Below are 15,412 nucleotides of genomic sequence, written 5' to 3' on the forward strand. Positions count from 1 at the left end.
GTGCCGCGGCTTCGGGGGGACGATTTCGCACCCCAAAGACTTTGAAACAAGGATGCTCTTGAAGATGACGACCAAACCCCATGGGATCTCCGCGCAGTTGCGCACCACCGTGGCACTGGGCCTTGCGCTGGCGGCACTGGCAGGCTGCGGCGGTGGCTCCGACAACCCAGCGGAACCACCCGCGCCCAGCCTCGCAGCACCCGCAAACTTCACATATGAACTGAACCTCCGGTGGACCGCCACACCCGGCGCTACCCGCTACGAACTGTATGTGGATCCCGACGGCCCCGGCCCTCTGCCTGAGGTCAAAGGGGCCGACGCCAACAACGACGCCGGAACGGGTTTCAAGTACCAGTCCAAAGGTTCGCAGGGGTTCACCGGAACCTTCAACGACCCCAGCAACGCTACGCTCAACCAGGCTACGCGTATCAACGCCACCTACCGACTGCGTGCGTGCGATGCCAATGGATGCGGCTCCTTTACCGCACCCATCGTCAATGAACCCAGCTACGAATTCCCTTCCGGAAGGGTGCCGATCTTCCATTCGCAGTCCAAAGACGGGCTCACCCTTGCCATCAATCAGAGTGACTACGATAAAAAAATCTACGAGGTCGCTGTTTATACGCGCAGCAACAGCGCTCATCCATGGCAGCAGCAAGTCGTGCTGCGCTCCGGCGATGTCTTTTTCGGAAACCCGCTTGCGCTGTCTGACGACGGCAACACCCTGGCCATCAATGAGCAGGTGCCAGCTGAAAATAACCTGACCCCTTCCAGCGCACGTACTTACATCTACCAGCGCAGCGGCAGCACCTGGAGCCAACAAGCGTCTCTCACACCCAGCAACATCCCATCTGCTTGCCAGCAGCCTTGCTCGACGTATGCGTCCAAATTGGCACTGTCCGCTGACGGCAGCTTACTGGCCGTGCCGATTCAATTGCGCTCGGACACTCCCCAATACAAGACCATGGGTACCGTCGTGATCTACGCTCGCAACGGTGCGAACTGGTCTCAACAGGCTTTGTTAGAGACAGGCGACATCCACGTCGATTTCATGGCTTTGGCACGTGATGGCAAGACCTTGGCTGTGAACCAAGGGGCCATTCGCCGTAGCGAGAGCACTCCATCCTTCGCCTTGGTCTTCACCCAGCAAAGCAACGGCACTTGGAGCCAGCAAGCCCGCATTCCTGTGGGCCTCAAGACCGGCACGGACATTACATCAATGGACTCAAGCGATATGAAGCTGTCCGACGACGGCAGCACCCTGGCTGTCTTGGCGATGAATAGGCCAGACGACCTCTCTGGACGCGCTGTCCATGCCACCGATCTCTCGTGCGGCCCCCTGTCGAAGGATGGCTATTACATGGCTTTTTTTACCCGCAGCGGCACGGCATGGCAGCGGCAAGCCGCGATCTCGCGCGGTTACGAAAGCTCTCCCATGTGGGCGCTGGCCCGCGATGGCAATGCCCTGCTCTACGGCAACGAGATGTTCACACGCAGCAACGGCGCCTGGGCTTGCCCTTGAACGGCTGACCGGCGGTCATCTGGTGGATGGAGGAGCGCGGCAAGGCGCGATGCTATAGCATCGGCGCCATGCCCCCTTCGCGCCTGCACCATCTCGACGCCACGGCCATTGCCATCCTCCTGGCCTGCTGCCTGTTCTGGGGCTTTCAGCAGGTGCTGGTCAAGGCCACGGTGGCCGAGGTGGCGCCGGTGTTCCAGGCCTTTGTGCGCTTTGCCATGGCCACGGTGGCGGTGCTGGCGTGGTGCCTGTGGCGCGGAGTGCGCCTGGGCAGCGCGCACGAGCCACGGGGGGCATTTGGCGCCGGGGTGTTGGCCGGGACGCTGTTTGCGGCGGAGTTTGCCTGCATCTACATCGGGCTGCAGTACACCACGGCCTCGCGCCTGACGGTGTTTTTGTACTGCTCGCCCTTCTGGGTGGCGCTGCTGCTGCCGCGCTTTGTGCCTGGCGAGGGGCTGCGCGGCTGGCAGTGGCTGGGCCTGGCTGGGGCCTTTGCGGGCGTGGGGCTGGCCCTGGGCGAGGGCTTGCTGGGGCCCGCCAAGGCCGCGCTGCCCCAGGCCTGGCTGGGCGACTTGTTGGGCCTGCTGGCCGGGCTGCTGTGGGCACTGACTACGCTGACCATCCGCGCCACCCCGCTGGGCCACGTGGCACCGGCCAAGCAGTTGCTGTTCCAGGTGGGCATCAGCACGGCGGTACTGCCGCTGCTGTCGCTGGCGCTGGGCGAGCGCTGGAGCCTGGATTTCAGCGCCTTTGCTGTGAGCTCGTTGCTGGTGCAGGCGCTGGTGGGCGCGTTTGCCAGCTACCTGGCGTGGATGTGGCTGCTGACGCGCTACCCGGCCACCAAGATTTCGGTGTTCGTGTTCCTCACCCCCGTATTCGCCCTGCTGTTTGGCGCCTGGTGGCTGGGCGAGCCCGTCACGCCCGGCCTGCTGGCCGCGCTGGCGCTGGTGGCAGCAGGCATTGTGCTGGTGAATCGCAAGCCCGCAGCTGCGTGATATTCAAGCCAAATCGACCTCCAGCGCTTACCAGATAAGCGCAAACAGCTATCAAATAAATAGCAAAGCCGCTACCCTGGAACGGGCAGCGGCTTGGTGTGCCAAGGGCGAATCCGCCCCTGTGGTGATGGCGTTACGCCGGTTCGGCCACGCTGGGCAAACCGGAGAGCGCCATGGCCAGTTCCTTCTCGTCGTACGACTCTTCCTTGAGTTCGCCGGCAAAGTACTTCTGGTACGCCGCCATGTCGAAGTGGCCGTGGCCGCACAGGCCGAAGAGGATGGTTTCGCTCTTGCCCTCGCGCTTGCAGCGCAGGGCTTCCTCGATGGCGCCCTTGACGGCGTGGTTGGCTTCCGGCGCCGGCACGATGCCTTCGCTGCGCGCGAACAGCACGCCGGCCTCGAAGCACTGGTTCTGCGTGTAGGCCACGGCTTCCATCAGGCCCAGCTCCTTGGCGTGCGACACCATGGGCGCCATGCCGTGGTAGCGCAGGCCACCGGCGTGGAAGCCCGGCGGCGTGAAGGTGCTGCCCAGGGTGTGCATCTTGGTCAGCGGCGTCATGTGGCCGGTGTCGCCGTAGTCGTAGGCGTACTTGCCGCGCGTGAGCGAGGGGCAGGCCGCAGGCTCCACGGCCACGATGCGCGGCTTGGGGCCGCCGCGCAGGCCGTGGCCGATGAAGGGGAAGGCAATGCCGGCAAAGTTGGAGCCGCCGCCGGTGCAGCCCACCACCACGTCGGGCCAGGCGTCGGCCATCTGCATCTGCTCCATGGCTTCCAGGCCGATCACCGTCTGGTGCAGCAGCACGTGGTTGAGCACCGAGCCCAGCGCGTACTTGGTGTCGTCGCGCTGCACGGCCAGTTCCACGGCTTCGGAGATGGCGATGCCCAGGCTGCCGGGGTGGTCGGGGCGCTGGGCGAGCACGCTGCGGCCGTACTGGGTTTCGGTGGACGGCGAGGGCAGGCAGCGCGCGCCATAGGTTTCCATCACGGCGCGGCGGTAGGGTTTCTGGTCGTACGACACGCGCACCTGGAACACCAGCACCTCCAGATCGAACAGCGAGCCCGCGAACGACAGCGAGGTGCCCCACTGGCCCGCGCCGGTCTCGGTGGTCAGGCGCTTGACGCCGGCCTGCTTGTTGTAGAAAGCCTGCGGGATGGCGGTATTGGGCTTGTGGCTGCCGGCGGGGCTCACGCCCTCGTACTTGTATAAAATTTTGGCGGGCGTGCCCAGTGCTTTTTCGAGCCGGTGCGCGCGGAACAGCGGCGCGGGGCGCCAGAGCTGGTAGATCTCGCGCACGGGTTCGGGGATCTCGATCTCGCGCTCGGTGCTCACTTCCTGCAGGATCAGTTCCATGGGGAACAAGGGTGCCAGGTCGTCCGGGCCCACGGGCTGGTGCGTGCCCGGATGCAACACGGCCGGCAGGGGCTTGGGCAGGTCGGCCTGGAGGTTGTACCAGGCCTTGGGCATCTGGCTCTCTTGCAGCAGGAACTTGGTCTGACCACTCATCGCTTCTCACTCCTCGGGTTGGTTGGGATGGGGGCGCGCGCAGCCCATCGCCCGGTCGGCGCACCACCGGGCCATCGTACCAGCGCGGGCATGGGGGTTTGTCCGGGGAACAGGCTCACGCCGCCTGCGCCCGCCGCGCCGCAAACGCCACGTACCAGTCCAGGCAGCCGGGGTTGGCCATGGCGTCGCGGTTGACCACCTTCTCCAGCGGCTGGCCCAGCAGCAGTTTCTTGATGGGCAGCTCCTGCTTCTTGCCGCTCAGGGTGCGCGGCACCTCGGCCACGGCGAAGATGGCGTCGGGCACGAAGCGCGGGCTGAGCGCGGTGCGGATGGCAGCGTGGATGCGGGCGCGCAGTGCGTCGTCGAGCGTGCAGCCTTCGCGCAGCACCACGAACAGCGGCATGTAGCTCTCGCGCCCGAGGTATTCGAGGTCCACCACCAGGCTGTCGAGCACCTCGGGTAGGGCCTCCACGGCGCTGTAGATCTCGCTCGTGCCCATGCGCAGGCCGTGGCGGTTGATGGTGACGTCCGAACGGCCATAGATGGTGCAGCCGCCGTGCGCACCGATGCGCAGCCAATCGCCGTGGCGCCAGACGGCGCCCATGGCGGGCGGGCCGTCGCCACCACCGGGCTTGCGCCCGTGGCCGGGGGGGTACATGTCGAAGTAGCTGGAGAGGTAGCGGCTGCCGTCCGCATCGCCCCACAGGTACAGGGGCATGGAGGGAATGGGCTGGGTGCACACCAGCTCGCCCACCGCATCCACCACGGGCTGGCCCTGCTCGTCCCAGGCCTGCACGGCGGCACCCAGCATGCGGCACTGCATCTCGCCCGGCACCAGCGGCAGCTCGCGGTGGCCGCCAATGAAGGCGCCGCAGAAATCGGTGCCGCCCGAGATGTTGTTCCACCAGATGTCGGGCTGCGGCTCCCCACCTGTCATGGCACGGATGGCCCGAAACTGCTCCGTGCCCCACTGCTGCACCTCGGGCGCCAGCGGCGAGCCGGTGGTGCCCAGCGCGCGGATGCGGGTCAGGTCGCCGCAGTCGGCCAGCACCAGGCCCGCCTTCATGCAGTTGGCGTAGAAGGCGGCGCCTGCGCCGAAGTAGGTGACCCCGTTCTCGGCGGCAAAGCGCCAGAGCGTGCCCCAGTCGGGCCGCTCCTTGCTGCCGCCGGGGTTTCCGTCGTAAATGGCGCAGGTGGTGCCGCCCAGCAGGCCCGCGGTCTGCGCGTTCCACATGACCCAGCCGGTGGAGCTGTACCAGTGGTAGCGCTCGCCCCAACTGTTGGGGTGGTAGCTGCAGCCCACGTCGTTGTGCAGGCCCTTGAGCTGCAGCGACACCAGGATCATGCCGCCGTGCCCGTGCACGATGGGCTTGGGCAGGCCGGTGGTGCCGCTGGAATAGACGATCCACAGCGGGTGGTCAAAGGGCAGCCACAGGGGTTCGAAGGCCGCAACTTCTGCATCATTTCGGGCCACAACGTCCGTAAAAAGGGCGCTATCAGCTATTGTTTTAGTAGCATCCAGATCATTCACCAGCAGCACATGGCGCACGCTGGGCAGTTGGGCGCGCAGTTCCTGCAGCACGGCGCAGCGGTCCATGTCGCGGCCGCCGTAGGTCACGCCATCCACGCCGATGAGCACGGTGGGTTCGATCTGGCGAAAGCGGTCCAGCACGGCGTGGGTGCCCATGTCGGGGGCGCAAATGCTCCAGACCGCGCCGATGCCCACCGTGGCCAGAAAGGCGACCATGGCCTCGGGAATGTTGGGCAGGTAGGCCGCCACGCGGTCGCCCGGCTGCACGCCCTGGGCGCGCAGGTGCAACGCCAGCGCAGCCACCTGGCGGCGCAGCTCGGGCCAGCCCAGTTCACGCCGCTGGCCGCGCTCGTTGCACGCCACGATGGCGGGCATGCCAGCGGCGTGCGCGGGCTCCACATGGCGCAGAACCTGGCGCAGGTAGTTGACCTGCGCCCCCGGAAACCACTGCGCCCCCGGCATTCGGTTGGTGGCCAGCACCGCGTGGTGGGGTGTGGGCGAAGCGATCTCGAAGTAGTCCCACACGCTTTGCCAGAAGGCGTCCAGGTCGGTCACCGACCAGCGCCAGAGCGCGTCGTAGTCGTCGAACACCAGGCCGCGCTGCGTGCGCAGCCAGTCCTGGTACAGGCGGATTTGCGGAACAAAGGGGGCGGTCATAGCGTTGAGGGTAGCGCCAGCACCGCGGGCGGGCACTGCCCCCAGAGGCGGCACCTGTCACGGCGGGGACATCAGTCCTGCAAACGCGCAGGGTCGATGCGAAACAGCACCGGGAAATGCACCCCCCAGCGCTGCCAGCGCAGCGATCCGGCTTCGGACACCGACCACAGCGCGCCCTGCGCGTCGAACGCCAGCCCTTCCATGCCAATGACCATGGCATGGCGGGCCGTGGGCGCTTGCCCTGGGGGGTCGCTGCGGGCCAGCAGACCATGGCGGCTGTCGCTGGTGCTGAGCCAGAGCGCGCCGGTGCTGTCAAAGGCCGTGCCCTGCACCTTGGTGGGCAGGGCGATGCGGTCGGTGGCGGCAGACTCGTCGATGTCGCTGCCGTTGTGGGTGTCCAGCACTGCCAGGGGCAGCCAGTGCGCCAGTGCCTGTGTGGGCTGGGCGGCATGTGTGGCCAGCAGCAGCCGCTGACCATCGAAGGCGATGCTGGACGCCTTGAGCGCCCCGCGCAGGCCCACGGTGGCGGTGATGGCACGCGCCGCATCGGCCTGGGGGCCAAAGGCGGCGATCAGGTCGATGCGGTACAGGCGCCGCGTGTCGCCCAGCACCAGCGTGCGCTCATCCAGCGCCACCAGGCCGCCCGCGTGGCCACAGCCGGGTGGCATGTCCAGCCACCCCAGGGTGGCTCCGTGGGCCGGGTCGATCTGGAACACGCGGCACGGCCCCTGGCCCACGGCCGGGTCGGTGCTGCGGTAGGCCGAAAGGTACAGTCGGCCACCCGCCCAGGCCACGCCCTGGGGCACGTAGCCGTCGTCGATACCAGGAGCCCAGATGCGTTGGGTGATGGCCTGTGCATTGGGCACCTCGGCCAGGGTGGGGGGTGCATGGCGCGGCGGCGTTCCCAGCACGGGCTGGGCCCATGCCAGCAGGGGCCACAGGCAGGCCAGCAGGGCAGCGTGCCTGGGGGTCACCGAAACAGGGTGCGCCAGACCAGCTCGACCCCGGCGGCGAGCAGGTCGCCGGTCAGCTCGTGCGAGCTGGCGCTCTGGCCCATGCTGCGCAGCCCCTGTTGCTGGCGCTCGCGTTCGGCGCGGTTGCGGTCGCGTTCGATGACGATCAGCGCATCGGCAATGTCCACGGGGCTGCCGGTCTCCCCGGTGGCGCGGGTGCGGGCATAGCCCTCAAGCGCCTTGCTGACGGCTTCGGGGTCCAGCAGCGAGAAGGCGGCGCGGCAGTAGGGGCAGGCGTGGTCCTTGCGGATATCGACCGGGGCGCCGCAACTGGTGCAATAGACCGCGCCCACACGCTGGGCCAGGTCGGTGATCTCGGCCTGGGTCATGTGGCGCACAAAGCCTTTTTCCACCATGAACGAGGCAAAGGTGCTGAAGCGCCCGTGGCGCGAGGCGCAGCGGTAGGTCATGTAGCGCCCGCTGCGCACCACGTCAAAACCCTGCGCCAACGAGCGCGTGCAGCGCGGGCAGGCCATGGCCGACTGCAAGGGCCTGCGCTCGTCGCTGCGGTGCCGGTGCAGCAGGCCAAACAGTTCCACCACGGCCTGGGCCGGGAGTTTGAGATTCTCGTTCTGATCGATCCACAAGCCCTGGCAGGCGTAGCAAATGTCCAGCTCCAGCGGCTGGCCGGTGTGTGCCGTGAAGCGGTGGATCTCCATGGGCTGGCGGCAGGAGGGGCAGGCGGCGGCAGGGCTCATGGGAATGGTGGGGGCGGTCGGGTGAAGATCCGATGGTAGCGCCCGTGCAGCACCGGCGGGTTGCCTGGTAAAGAGACTGGGGCAGTCATGCGCCCAGTCCTTCACCCATGCCGTAGCTTGGCTGAATCCGCTCCGCGCTTGCCAATTTTGCTCACGGAATTGTGTTCAAGGGTAACACACCCTTGGTTCTCATTGATAACAATTCCCATGCGAATCAATAACTTAAACGCCTCGAAAGAAATGTCGACAGATACCCTCAGTTGCAATCGAAATTTCTATCGCACATTTTAAAACCATAGCATGCCCCCTTTACAAAAGTACATACAAAGTGACAGTTATGCCCGAGATTCCAAGGGAGGGCAGCGCGAGCACGCCTGAAACGCCAACATGCGCACCTGCTGCGCCCAACACACCACCCCCCAACCCCCACCACACCCTGGCAGCCTTGTGCCTGATAGCAAGGTTCCACCAAACGGCAGCCGAGCCGGCCACACTGGCCCACCAGCTTGGCCTGCAGCCCAGCGAGGCAGCGGGCACCACCGACATCCTGCGCGCGGCCCGGCACCTGGGCCTCAAAGCCAAATGCTCGCGCACCACGCCACAGCGGCTGCCCCTGGCGCCCCTGCCTGCCTTGGCAATACTGCGCTCGGACGACGGCACGCCACGCACCGTGGTACTGGCCCAATGCGACGGCCAACGCGTGCTGCTGCAAGACCCCACCGCCCCCGGCGCAGGCGCCCGCCCCGTCATCGAATCGCTGGAGCAATTTGCCCGGCACTGGAGCGGCGAACTCATCCTCATCACCAGCCGCGCCAGCCTGGCGGGCGAGCTGGCCAAGTTCGACTTCTCCTGGTTCATCCCCAGCCTCGTCAAACACCGCAAGCTGCTGGGCGAAGTGCTGATCGTCTCCTTCATGCTGCAGCTCTTCGCGCTGGTCAGCCCGCTGTTCTTCCAGGTCGTGATGGACAAGGTCCTGGTGCACCGTGGCCTGGCCACCCTGGACGTGCTGGTCATCGGCCTGGTGGTGGTTGTGGTGTTCGAGAGCCTGCTCAACGCCCTGCGCAGCTACGTCTTCAGCCACACCACCAGCCGCATTGATGTGGAACTGGGCGCGCGGCTGTTCCGACACCTCGTGCAACTCCCCCTGGCCTACTTCCAGGCGCGGCGCGTGGGCGACTCGGTGGCCCGCGTGCGCGAGCTGGAAAACATCCGCAGCTTCCTCACCGGCAACGCCCTCACCGTGCTGCTGGACGTGGTGTTCTCCATCCTCTTCGTGGCCGTCATGCTGTTCTACAGCGTGCCGCTGACCCTCATCGTGCTGGTCAGCCTGCCCCTGTACTTTGGCCTGAGCCTGGCGGTGGTGCCCATTTTGCGCAAGCGCCTGGATGTCAAGTTCGCCCGGGGCGCGGAGAACCAGGCCATGCTGGTGGAGACCGTCACCGGCATCCAAACCGTCAAGGCCAGCGCGCTCGAACCCAGCTTCGCGCGCCGCTGGGACAACCAGCTCGCTGCCTACGTCAGCGCCAGCTTCAAGACGCAGAACCTGGCCAGTTGGGCGCACGAAGGCGTCAACCTCATTGGCAAGCTCGTCAACGCAGCCACCCTCTGGTACGGCGCCCACCTGGTCATGGGCAATGAACTCAGCGTGGGCCAGTTTGTGGCCTTCAACATGTTCGCCCAGCGTGTGGCACAGCCCATCATGCGCATGGCCCAACTGTGGACCGACTTCCAGCAAACCGGCATTTCCATGGCCCGGCTGGGTGACATCCTGAACACCCGCACCGAAGTGCCGCCCAGCAGCGCCGCCCAACTGCCCCCCATCAAAGGCCGCATCACCCTGGACGGCATCCACTTCCGCTACCGCCCCGAAGCCGCCCCGGTGCTGGGTGGCATCCACCTGGATGTGCGCCCCGGCGAAGTCATCGGCATCGTCGGGCGCTCGGGCTCCGGAAAAAGCACCCTCACCAAACTGGTGCAGCGCCTGTACACCCCCGAACAAGGCCGCATCCTGGTGGACGGCATCGACATCAGCCTCATCGACGCCGCCCAGTTGCGCCGCCAGGTGGGCGTGGTGCTGCAAGAAAACCTGCTCTTCAACCGCAGCGTGCGCGAAAACATCGCCATTGCCGACCCCGCAGCCCCCATCGAAGCCGTGGTGCATGCCGCAAGCCTGGCAGGCGCCCACGACTTCATCAGCGAACTGCCCGAAGGCTACGACACCCTGGTGGGCGAGCAGGGCGGCAGTCTCTCGGGCGGGCAGCGCCAGCGCATCGCCATTGCGCGCGCCCTGTTCACCAACCCGCGCATCCTCATCCTGGACGAAGCCACCAGCGCCCTGGACTACGAATCTGAGGCCATCGTGCAGCGCAACATGGCCCACATCTGCCAGGGCCGCACCGTGCTCATCATCGCCCACCGCCTGTCTGCCGTGCGCCATGCGCACCGCATCATCGTCATGGACAAAGGTCGCATCGTCGAAGCCGGCCCGCACGACGCCCTGATCCAAAAGCAGCAAGGCCTGTACGCCCACCTGTGGCGCATGCAAGCAGGCACCCCCCGCCAGGAGAGCGCCGCATGAACAGCAACACCCCCGCAGCGCACAGCCCACGCCACCCCGCCATCGAACTGCTGCAACGCTACCGCGCCATCTTCCAGGCCGCATGGCAGCACAGGGCAGAACTGGCAGGCCCCACCCGCCTGGCCGACGAACGCGCCTTCCTGCCCGCCGCCCTGGCCCTGCAAGAAACCCCCGTACACCCCGCCCCGCGGCGCGCCGCCTATGCCCTCATGGCCCTGTTCACCATCGCACTGGCCTGGGCCTGCCTGGGCCAGATCGACATCGTGGCCGTGGCACCTGGGCGCCTCATCGTGAGCGAGCGCACCAAGGTCATCCAGCCCCTGGAGCGCAGCGTGGTTCAGCGCATCCTCGTCCAAGACGGCGACCATGTGGAAGCAGGCCAGCCCCTGGTGGAACTCGACCCCACCAGCGCCCAGGCCGACAAAGCCAGCCTCACAGAGACCCGCAAAGCCGCCCAGTCCGAATGGCTGCGCGCCCGCGCCCTGCAGCAAATGCTATCAAAACAAGAGCAATCAGCGCACATCCATCAAGCGCTGGACGCCAAAAAAGCCCTTGAAAATGACATCCCCACCGACTGGACCCCCGCCGACAAGGCCGACACCCAGGCCCAGCTGGCCGCCGAGTGGAGCGACATCACCGCCCGCCTGGCCCGGCTGTCTGCCGAACACCAGCGCCGCCAGGCCGAAATGGCCACCGTGCGCGCCATGATCGCCAAGCTCGAAGCCACGCTGCCCATCGCCCGCCAGCGCGAACAAGACTTCCAGTCGCTCACCACCCAAGGCTTCATGTCCGGCCACGCCAACCAGGACCGCAGGCGCGAACGCATAGAGCTTGAGCGCGACCTGGCCACCCAGCAGGCCCGGTACCAAGAAGCCCAGGCCGCCCTGCGCGAAGCCCAGCACGCCCGCAGCGCCTACCTGGCAGAAACGCGCAGAGCCTTGAGCGACCGCCAGGCCCAGGCCGACCTCAAGCGCCACCAGACCAGGCAGGAACTGGCCAAAGCCACCCAGCGTGAACACCTGGCCACCCTCACCGCCCCGGTATCAGGCACCGTGCAGCAACTGGCCCTGCACACCGAAGGCGGCGTAGTGACCGAAGCCCAGGCTCTGATGGTCATCGTGCCCGATGCGGCCAGCGTGAGCGCCGAGGTGCAACTGGAGAACAAGGACATCGGGTTTGTGGCACCGGGGCAGGACGTGGCCATCAAGCTGGAGACCTTCCCCTTTACCCGCTACGGCACCGTCAAAGCCAGTGTGGACAAGGTCACGCAGGACGCGGTGAATGACGAGAAACGCGGGGCGATCTTCCCGGCCACGCTCAAGCTGCAGCAGACCCACATCGACGTGGACGGCAAACCCATCAAGCTGGCGCCGGGGATGAATGTGACGGCGGAGATCAAAACAGGTAAACGCAGAGTCATTGAATACCTGCTCAGCCCGATCGAGAAGGCGGGGAGGGAGAGTTTGAGGGAGCGGTGAATGCTGCATAGCGTGCGACGACACAAGACGAAAGGAATTTTCATGGCGGCTATGAACATGGTTGCAAACCCAAGCCTTGGCATGGCTTGGCGTGCATCAGTCCTAGCCCTGCTGACACTGCTTGCAGGGTGCGACCGCATGCCGTCGCTGCAAGTCTGGGGCCAAGCGGCCGGTGAAGTGGCGCAACTTCTGGCCCGCAAACCCTTGCCCGATCCGGTGCAGAGCAAGGACGGCGTGGCCTACATCCCTATCGACGACACCGCGTTTCTTGTTCCAGAGAAAACCTGGCTCAGGGGCTACGCGCGCAACTCCACCGATGGCTTGGTAGCCAACATCACGCTGCATGCCAGCGTGCCTGATGTGCAGCCCTGGAGCCCAGAGCGCAACAGCGCGATGTATTGGAAGGCCGGGCCTGGCTTGAGTTTGCGGATTGATATTCAGGGTAACCAAGTTGGTGACTATTGGGACAACTTTCATAAGGTGCCGGGAAGCAGGATGTCTTGGGCGGAGTTCATCGAAGAGCCCTCCGACCAGGCCGCACAGGGGCTGCGACGGTTTCGGCGGAGTTGGGGGATTTATCCCGAAAAAGATGCTGAGAAAGACACACGCCAATTTGGTGCGGAATTTGTTGAAAGGATGCGGGGCCACAACGGCAAACCCATGATGGACACCGTCTACTACGAGTACATCCAGAACGACCGCGTCAAGTATTTCATCTACTGCAGTGACGGCGATGGTCTCTTCCACATTTGTCACCTCAGCTTTCCTTGGGCGCGGTCTTTGATGGTGGACGTTTCTTTTGCCCGCAGAGACATCAAGAACATTGTTGCCATGGCCGACAAGGTCAGTGAGCGTCTGCGCGAATTCGAGGCCGCTGGCCTGGCGCATCGGGCTGCGATAGCCGCCCCCACCCCACCTGTTTCCCCTTCCTCAACCCGCTAACCGAAAGGACGACTGTGTCTACATTGAACATCACTGCCGAAGAGCTTGCCAAACTTATTGACATGAAAGACCAAGGCAAGATATCCGAAGCTTGGAACTTCCTCGGCAGCAAAGGCGATGCCTATGCCTACCTGGCCGGTGCCATCGTGGCCGACAACACCGCCAGCATGTCGCCCCTGGCCCGCTTGTTCTACGAAATGGTGCGCAGCCAATGGAACAACACTGGCGCTGGCGGCCCTGACGGTGCCTGGGGCGGCACTGCTTTCAAGGGCGTGGGTAAGCAGCATTGGGGCTGTCTGAATTTCTGTGTTCGAGGCTCCGTGTAGGGTCCATCGATTTAGATGAACCCGCGCCGCATATTACGCGGCAGGTCGTGTGAAGCGTTCGCCGTAGGCAATGGCGAACTGGTTCATGGCCTCCTTCCATTCCTTGGCTGCCCGACCCCAGTCGGCAGTGATGTTGCGCAGCGCCAGCCACAGCAGCTTGGTGGCGGCATCGTCGCTGGGGAAGTGACCACGCGTTTTGATGATCTTGCGCAGCCGGCTGTGCAGGCTCTCGATGGCGTTGGTCGTGTAGATCACGCGGCGCACCGCCGGACTGAAGGCAAAGAACGGAATCACGCGGTCCCAGGCCCGGCGCCAGGTCGCAACGACGGTGGGGAACCTCTTCCCCCAGGGGCCGGCCTCCAGGGCATCGAGCTCGGCCGCTGCCGCCTCCGCACTGGGTGCCGTGTAGATCGGCTTGAAGGCCGCTGCCAGCGCCTTGCGGTCCTTCCAGCTCGCGAAGTCCAGGCTGTTGCGGATCAGATGCACGATGCAGGTCTGCAGCGTGGTGGCCGGGAACACCGCCGCCAGCGCCTCGGGGATGCCCTTGAGGCCGTCGGTGACGGCGATCAGGATGTCGGCCACGCCGCGTGTCTTGAGGTCGTTGAACACCTTCATCCAGAACTTGGCTCCCTCGGTGTTCTCGATCCACAGGCCCAGGATGTCGCGCGTGCCATCGGGCAGCACGCCCAGCGCCAGGTAGATGGCCTTGTTGCGCACCACGCCGTCCTCGCGGATCTTCACGCGCAGCGCGTCGAAGAACACCACCGGGTACATCGGCTCCAGGGGCCGACCCTGCCAGGCGGTGACCTCGGCCATGACGGCGTCGGTGACCGAGCTGATGAACTCGGGGCTGACCTCGGTGCCGTATTGCTCGGCCAGGAAGCCCTGGATCTCGCGCACGGTCATGCCGCGCGCGTACATGGCCACGATCTTGTCGTCAAACCCCGTGAAGCGCCGCTCGTGCTTGGGGATCAGGATGGGCTCGAAGGAGCCTGCCCGGTCGCGTGGCACCTCGATGCGCAGCGGCCCGTCTTCGGTCAGCACCGTCTTGGCGGACGTGCCGTTGCGCAGATTGGCGGCCTCCTCGGGGCGGGCGCTGCCGGGCGGGTAGCCCAGGTGGTGGGACAGCTCCGCGCCCAGCGCCCGCTCGATCAGCGCCTTCTTCAGCGCCATGGTGGTGGCGTTGATCTGGTCGGCCGTCATCGGCGTGGCGCCGCCGGTCAATTGCTCAATGAGTTCCTTGGGGATCGACGGCAACGCCGTCATGCCGGCTGCCGCCGGCTTCTTCTTGCTTGGCATAGATGCTCCTGTTCGTCATGCTATGCCTCAAACACAAAATTTCTGACAGGCTCGCAGCATTTGGAAAACTATCTGACCTTACTGGGAAGTCGCGGTAGCTCGGGAGCTTACGAACTTCCAGACACTATTCAAATCGAAACCAGCTACAAAGATGCCCTGAACAAATACGGCCTCCTCCCCATCACCGCCATCGATTCCTTGTTCAGTGTGGTCGACTTGGCCTTGGGCAATGGCAATCGTCAGCTACCGCAGGACTTCAGCTGGGCGCAGTTCATGGACATCGCCAACAGCATGATGCATGGGCCCCGCTGGCAAGACGACCGAATCAAGTTCAACTCCGAAGTCTTCAAGAACGATGTCACGCCCGTCGATGCCGTAGTGACGTTTGGTCGCACGCTGGTCAACTCACTCGAACGCTTCGGTGCGGGGGCAGTGGCAACAATCTCACCGTTTGCTCCAGCCTACTGGGCTTTCAAAGCCGTGGATGGCGCACTGGACTACACCATGGTTGATTTTGCGCGGCGCAATGCAGCGCATGTGGCATTCCGGAGAATGGATGCGGCGCTCAGCCCAGAAACCATGGATGCTCTGCTTGATGCCGCTGACAATGACGACAGAAGAGGCTTTGGCACCGCCTTGGATTTTTTGGGTAAGACACTTGGCATCCCTTTGGCAGATTCCAATGCTTCCAGGGCGCAGATTTTTGACAATGTCAAAGCGCTGTCGGACTGGCGCGACAAGACCCCCCAAACACTCGGCATCAAACTGATTGAACTTTCGTCTGCAGGCACTCAGGCGCAGAGGGCTGACGCGGACGGGCTTGCCTATCGCTATGCCCTTGCAAACCTCCACCCCTTTGCAGTTGTTGGGGC

The 15,412-nt window shown here is 65.1% G+C and carries 11 protein-coding genes; 6 read left to right on the forward strand and 5 right to left on the reverse strand.

The window, feature by feature from the left end; genetic code table 11:
* Nucleotides 1-64 precede the first annotated feature (64 nt).
* Both GWK50_RS18410 and GWK50_RS18415 read left to right on the forward strand, forming a co-directional pair.
* Nucleotides 65-1,522 carry a hypothetical protein gene (locus GWK50_RS18410; RefSeq protein WP_162017802.1) on the forward strand — a complete coding sequence of 486 codons (1,458 nt, stop codon included), beginning with the start codon at nucleotides 65-67 and terminating at the stop codon, nucleotides 1,520-1,522.
* Nucleotides 1,523-1,590: 68 nt separating this feature from the next.
* Nucleotides 1,591-2,514, forward strand: a complete 924-nt coding sequence (locus GWK50_RS18415; RefSeq protein ID WP_162017803.1) for a DMT family transporter — start codon at nucleotides 1,591-1,593, stop codon at nucleotides 2,512-2,514.
* Between the two features lie 133 nt (nucleotides 2,515-2,647).
* Here the strand turns inward: GWK50_RS18415 and GWK50_RS18420 are convergent, their stop codons facing one another.
* The 4 genes from GWK50_RS18420 to GWK50_RS18435 form a co-directional block, all read right to left on the reverse strand.
* Nucleotides 2,648-4,018: a TrpB-like pyridoxal phosphate-dependent enzyme gene (locus GWK50_RS18420; protein WP_162017804.1), complete on the reverse strand. Its 1,371-nt coding sequence runs from the start codon at nucleotides 4,016-4,018 to the stop codon at nucleotides 2,648-2,650.
* Nucleotides 4,019-4,133: 115 nt separating this feature from the next.
* Nucleotides 4,134-6,206, reverse strand: a complete 2,073-nt coding sequence (locus GWK50_RS18425; protein ID WP_162017805.1) for an acetoacetate--CoA ligase — start codon at nucleotides 6,204-6,206, stop codon at nucleotides 4,134-4,136.
* A 71-nt stretch (nucleotides 6,207-6,277) separates the two neighbouring features.
* Nucleotides 6,278-7,180 (reverse strand): hypothetical protein, encoded by a 903-nt coding sequence (locus tag GWK50_RS18430; RefSeq protein WP_162017806.1) that lies wholly within the window; start codon nucleotides 7,178-7,180, stop codon nucleotides 6,278-6,280.
* Nucleotides 7,177-7,917: a zf-TFIIB domain-containing protein gene (locus GWK50_RS18435; RefSeq protein WP_162017807.1), complete on the reverse strand. Its 741-nt coding sequence runs from the start codon at nucleotides 7,915-7,917 to the stop codon at nucleotides 7,177-7,179. The genes GWK50_RS18430 and GWK50_RS18435 overlap by 4 nt, the downstream gene beginning before the upstream one ends.
* Before the next feature lie 436 nt (nucleotides 7,918-8,353).
* Between GWK50_RS18435 and GWK50_RS18440 the strand changes: the two genes are divergently transcribed.
* The 4 genes from GWK50_RS18440 to GWK50_RS18455 all read left to right on the forward strand — a co-directional run bounded on the left by GWK50_RS18440 (nucleotide 8,354) and on the right by GWK50_RS18455 (nucleotide 13,241).
* Nucleotides 8,354-10,495: a type I secretion system permease/ATPase gene (locus tag GWK50_RS18440; RefSeq protein ID WP_242455491.1), complete on the forward strand. Its 2,142-nt coding sequence runs from the start codon at nucleotides 8,354-8,356 to the stop codon at nucleotides 10,493-10,495.
* Nucleotides 10,492-11,973, forward strand: a complete 1,482-nt coding sequence (locus GWK50_RS18445; RefSeq protein WP_162017706.1) for an HlyD family type I secretion periplasmic adaptor subunit — start codon at nucleotides 10,492-10,494, stop codon at nucleotides 11,971-11,973. Before GWK50_RS18440 ends, GWK50_RS18445 begins: the two co-directional genes overlap by 4 nt.
* A gap of 42 nt (nucleotides 11,974-12,015) precedes the next feature.
* A complete protein-coding gene (locus tag GWK50_RS18450) occupies nucleotides 12,016-12,915 on the forward strand; it encodes a hypothetical protein (protein WP_162017808.1) in 900 nt (299 codons plus the stop codon).
* Between the two features lie 62 nt (nucleotides 12,916-12,977).
* Complete coding sequence (locus GWK50_RS18455; protein ID WP_162017809.1) at nucleotides 12,978-13,241, forward strand: hypothetical protein; 264 nt, start codon at nucleotides 12,978-12,980, stop codon at nucleotides 13,239-13,241.
* Nucleotides 13,242-13,274: 33 nt separating this feature from the next.
* On the opposite strand, the gene GWK50_RS18460 is transcribed toward GWK50_RS18455, so the two are convergent.
* Nucleotides 13,275-14,540 carry an IS256 family transposase gene (locus tag GWK50_RS18460; protein ID WP_162017810.1) on the reverse strand — a complete coding sequence of 422 codons (1,266 nt, stop codon included), beginning with the start codon at nucleotides 14,538-14,540 and terminating at the stop codon, nucleotides 13,275-13,277.
* Nucleotides 14,541-15,412 lie beyond the last annotated feature (872 nt).

It is taken from the genome of Acidovorax sp. 210-6 (assembly GCF_010020825.1).
GTDB lineage: Bacteria > Pseudomonadota > Gammaproteobacteria > Burkholderiales > Burkholderiaceae_C > Simplicispira > Simplicispira sedimenti.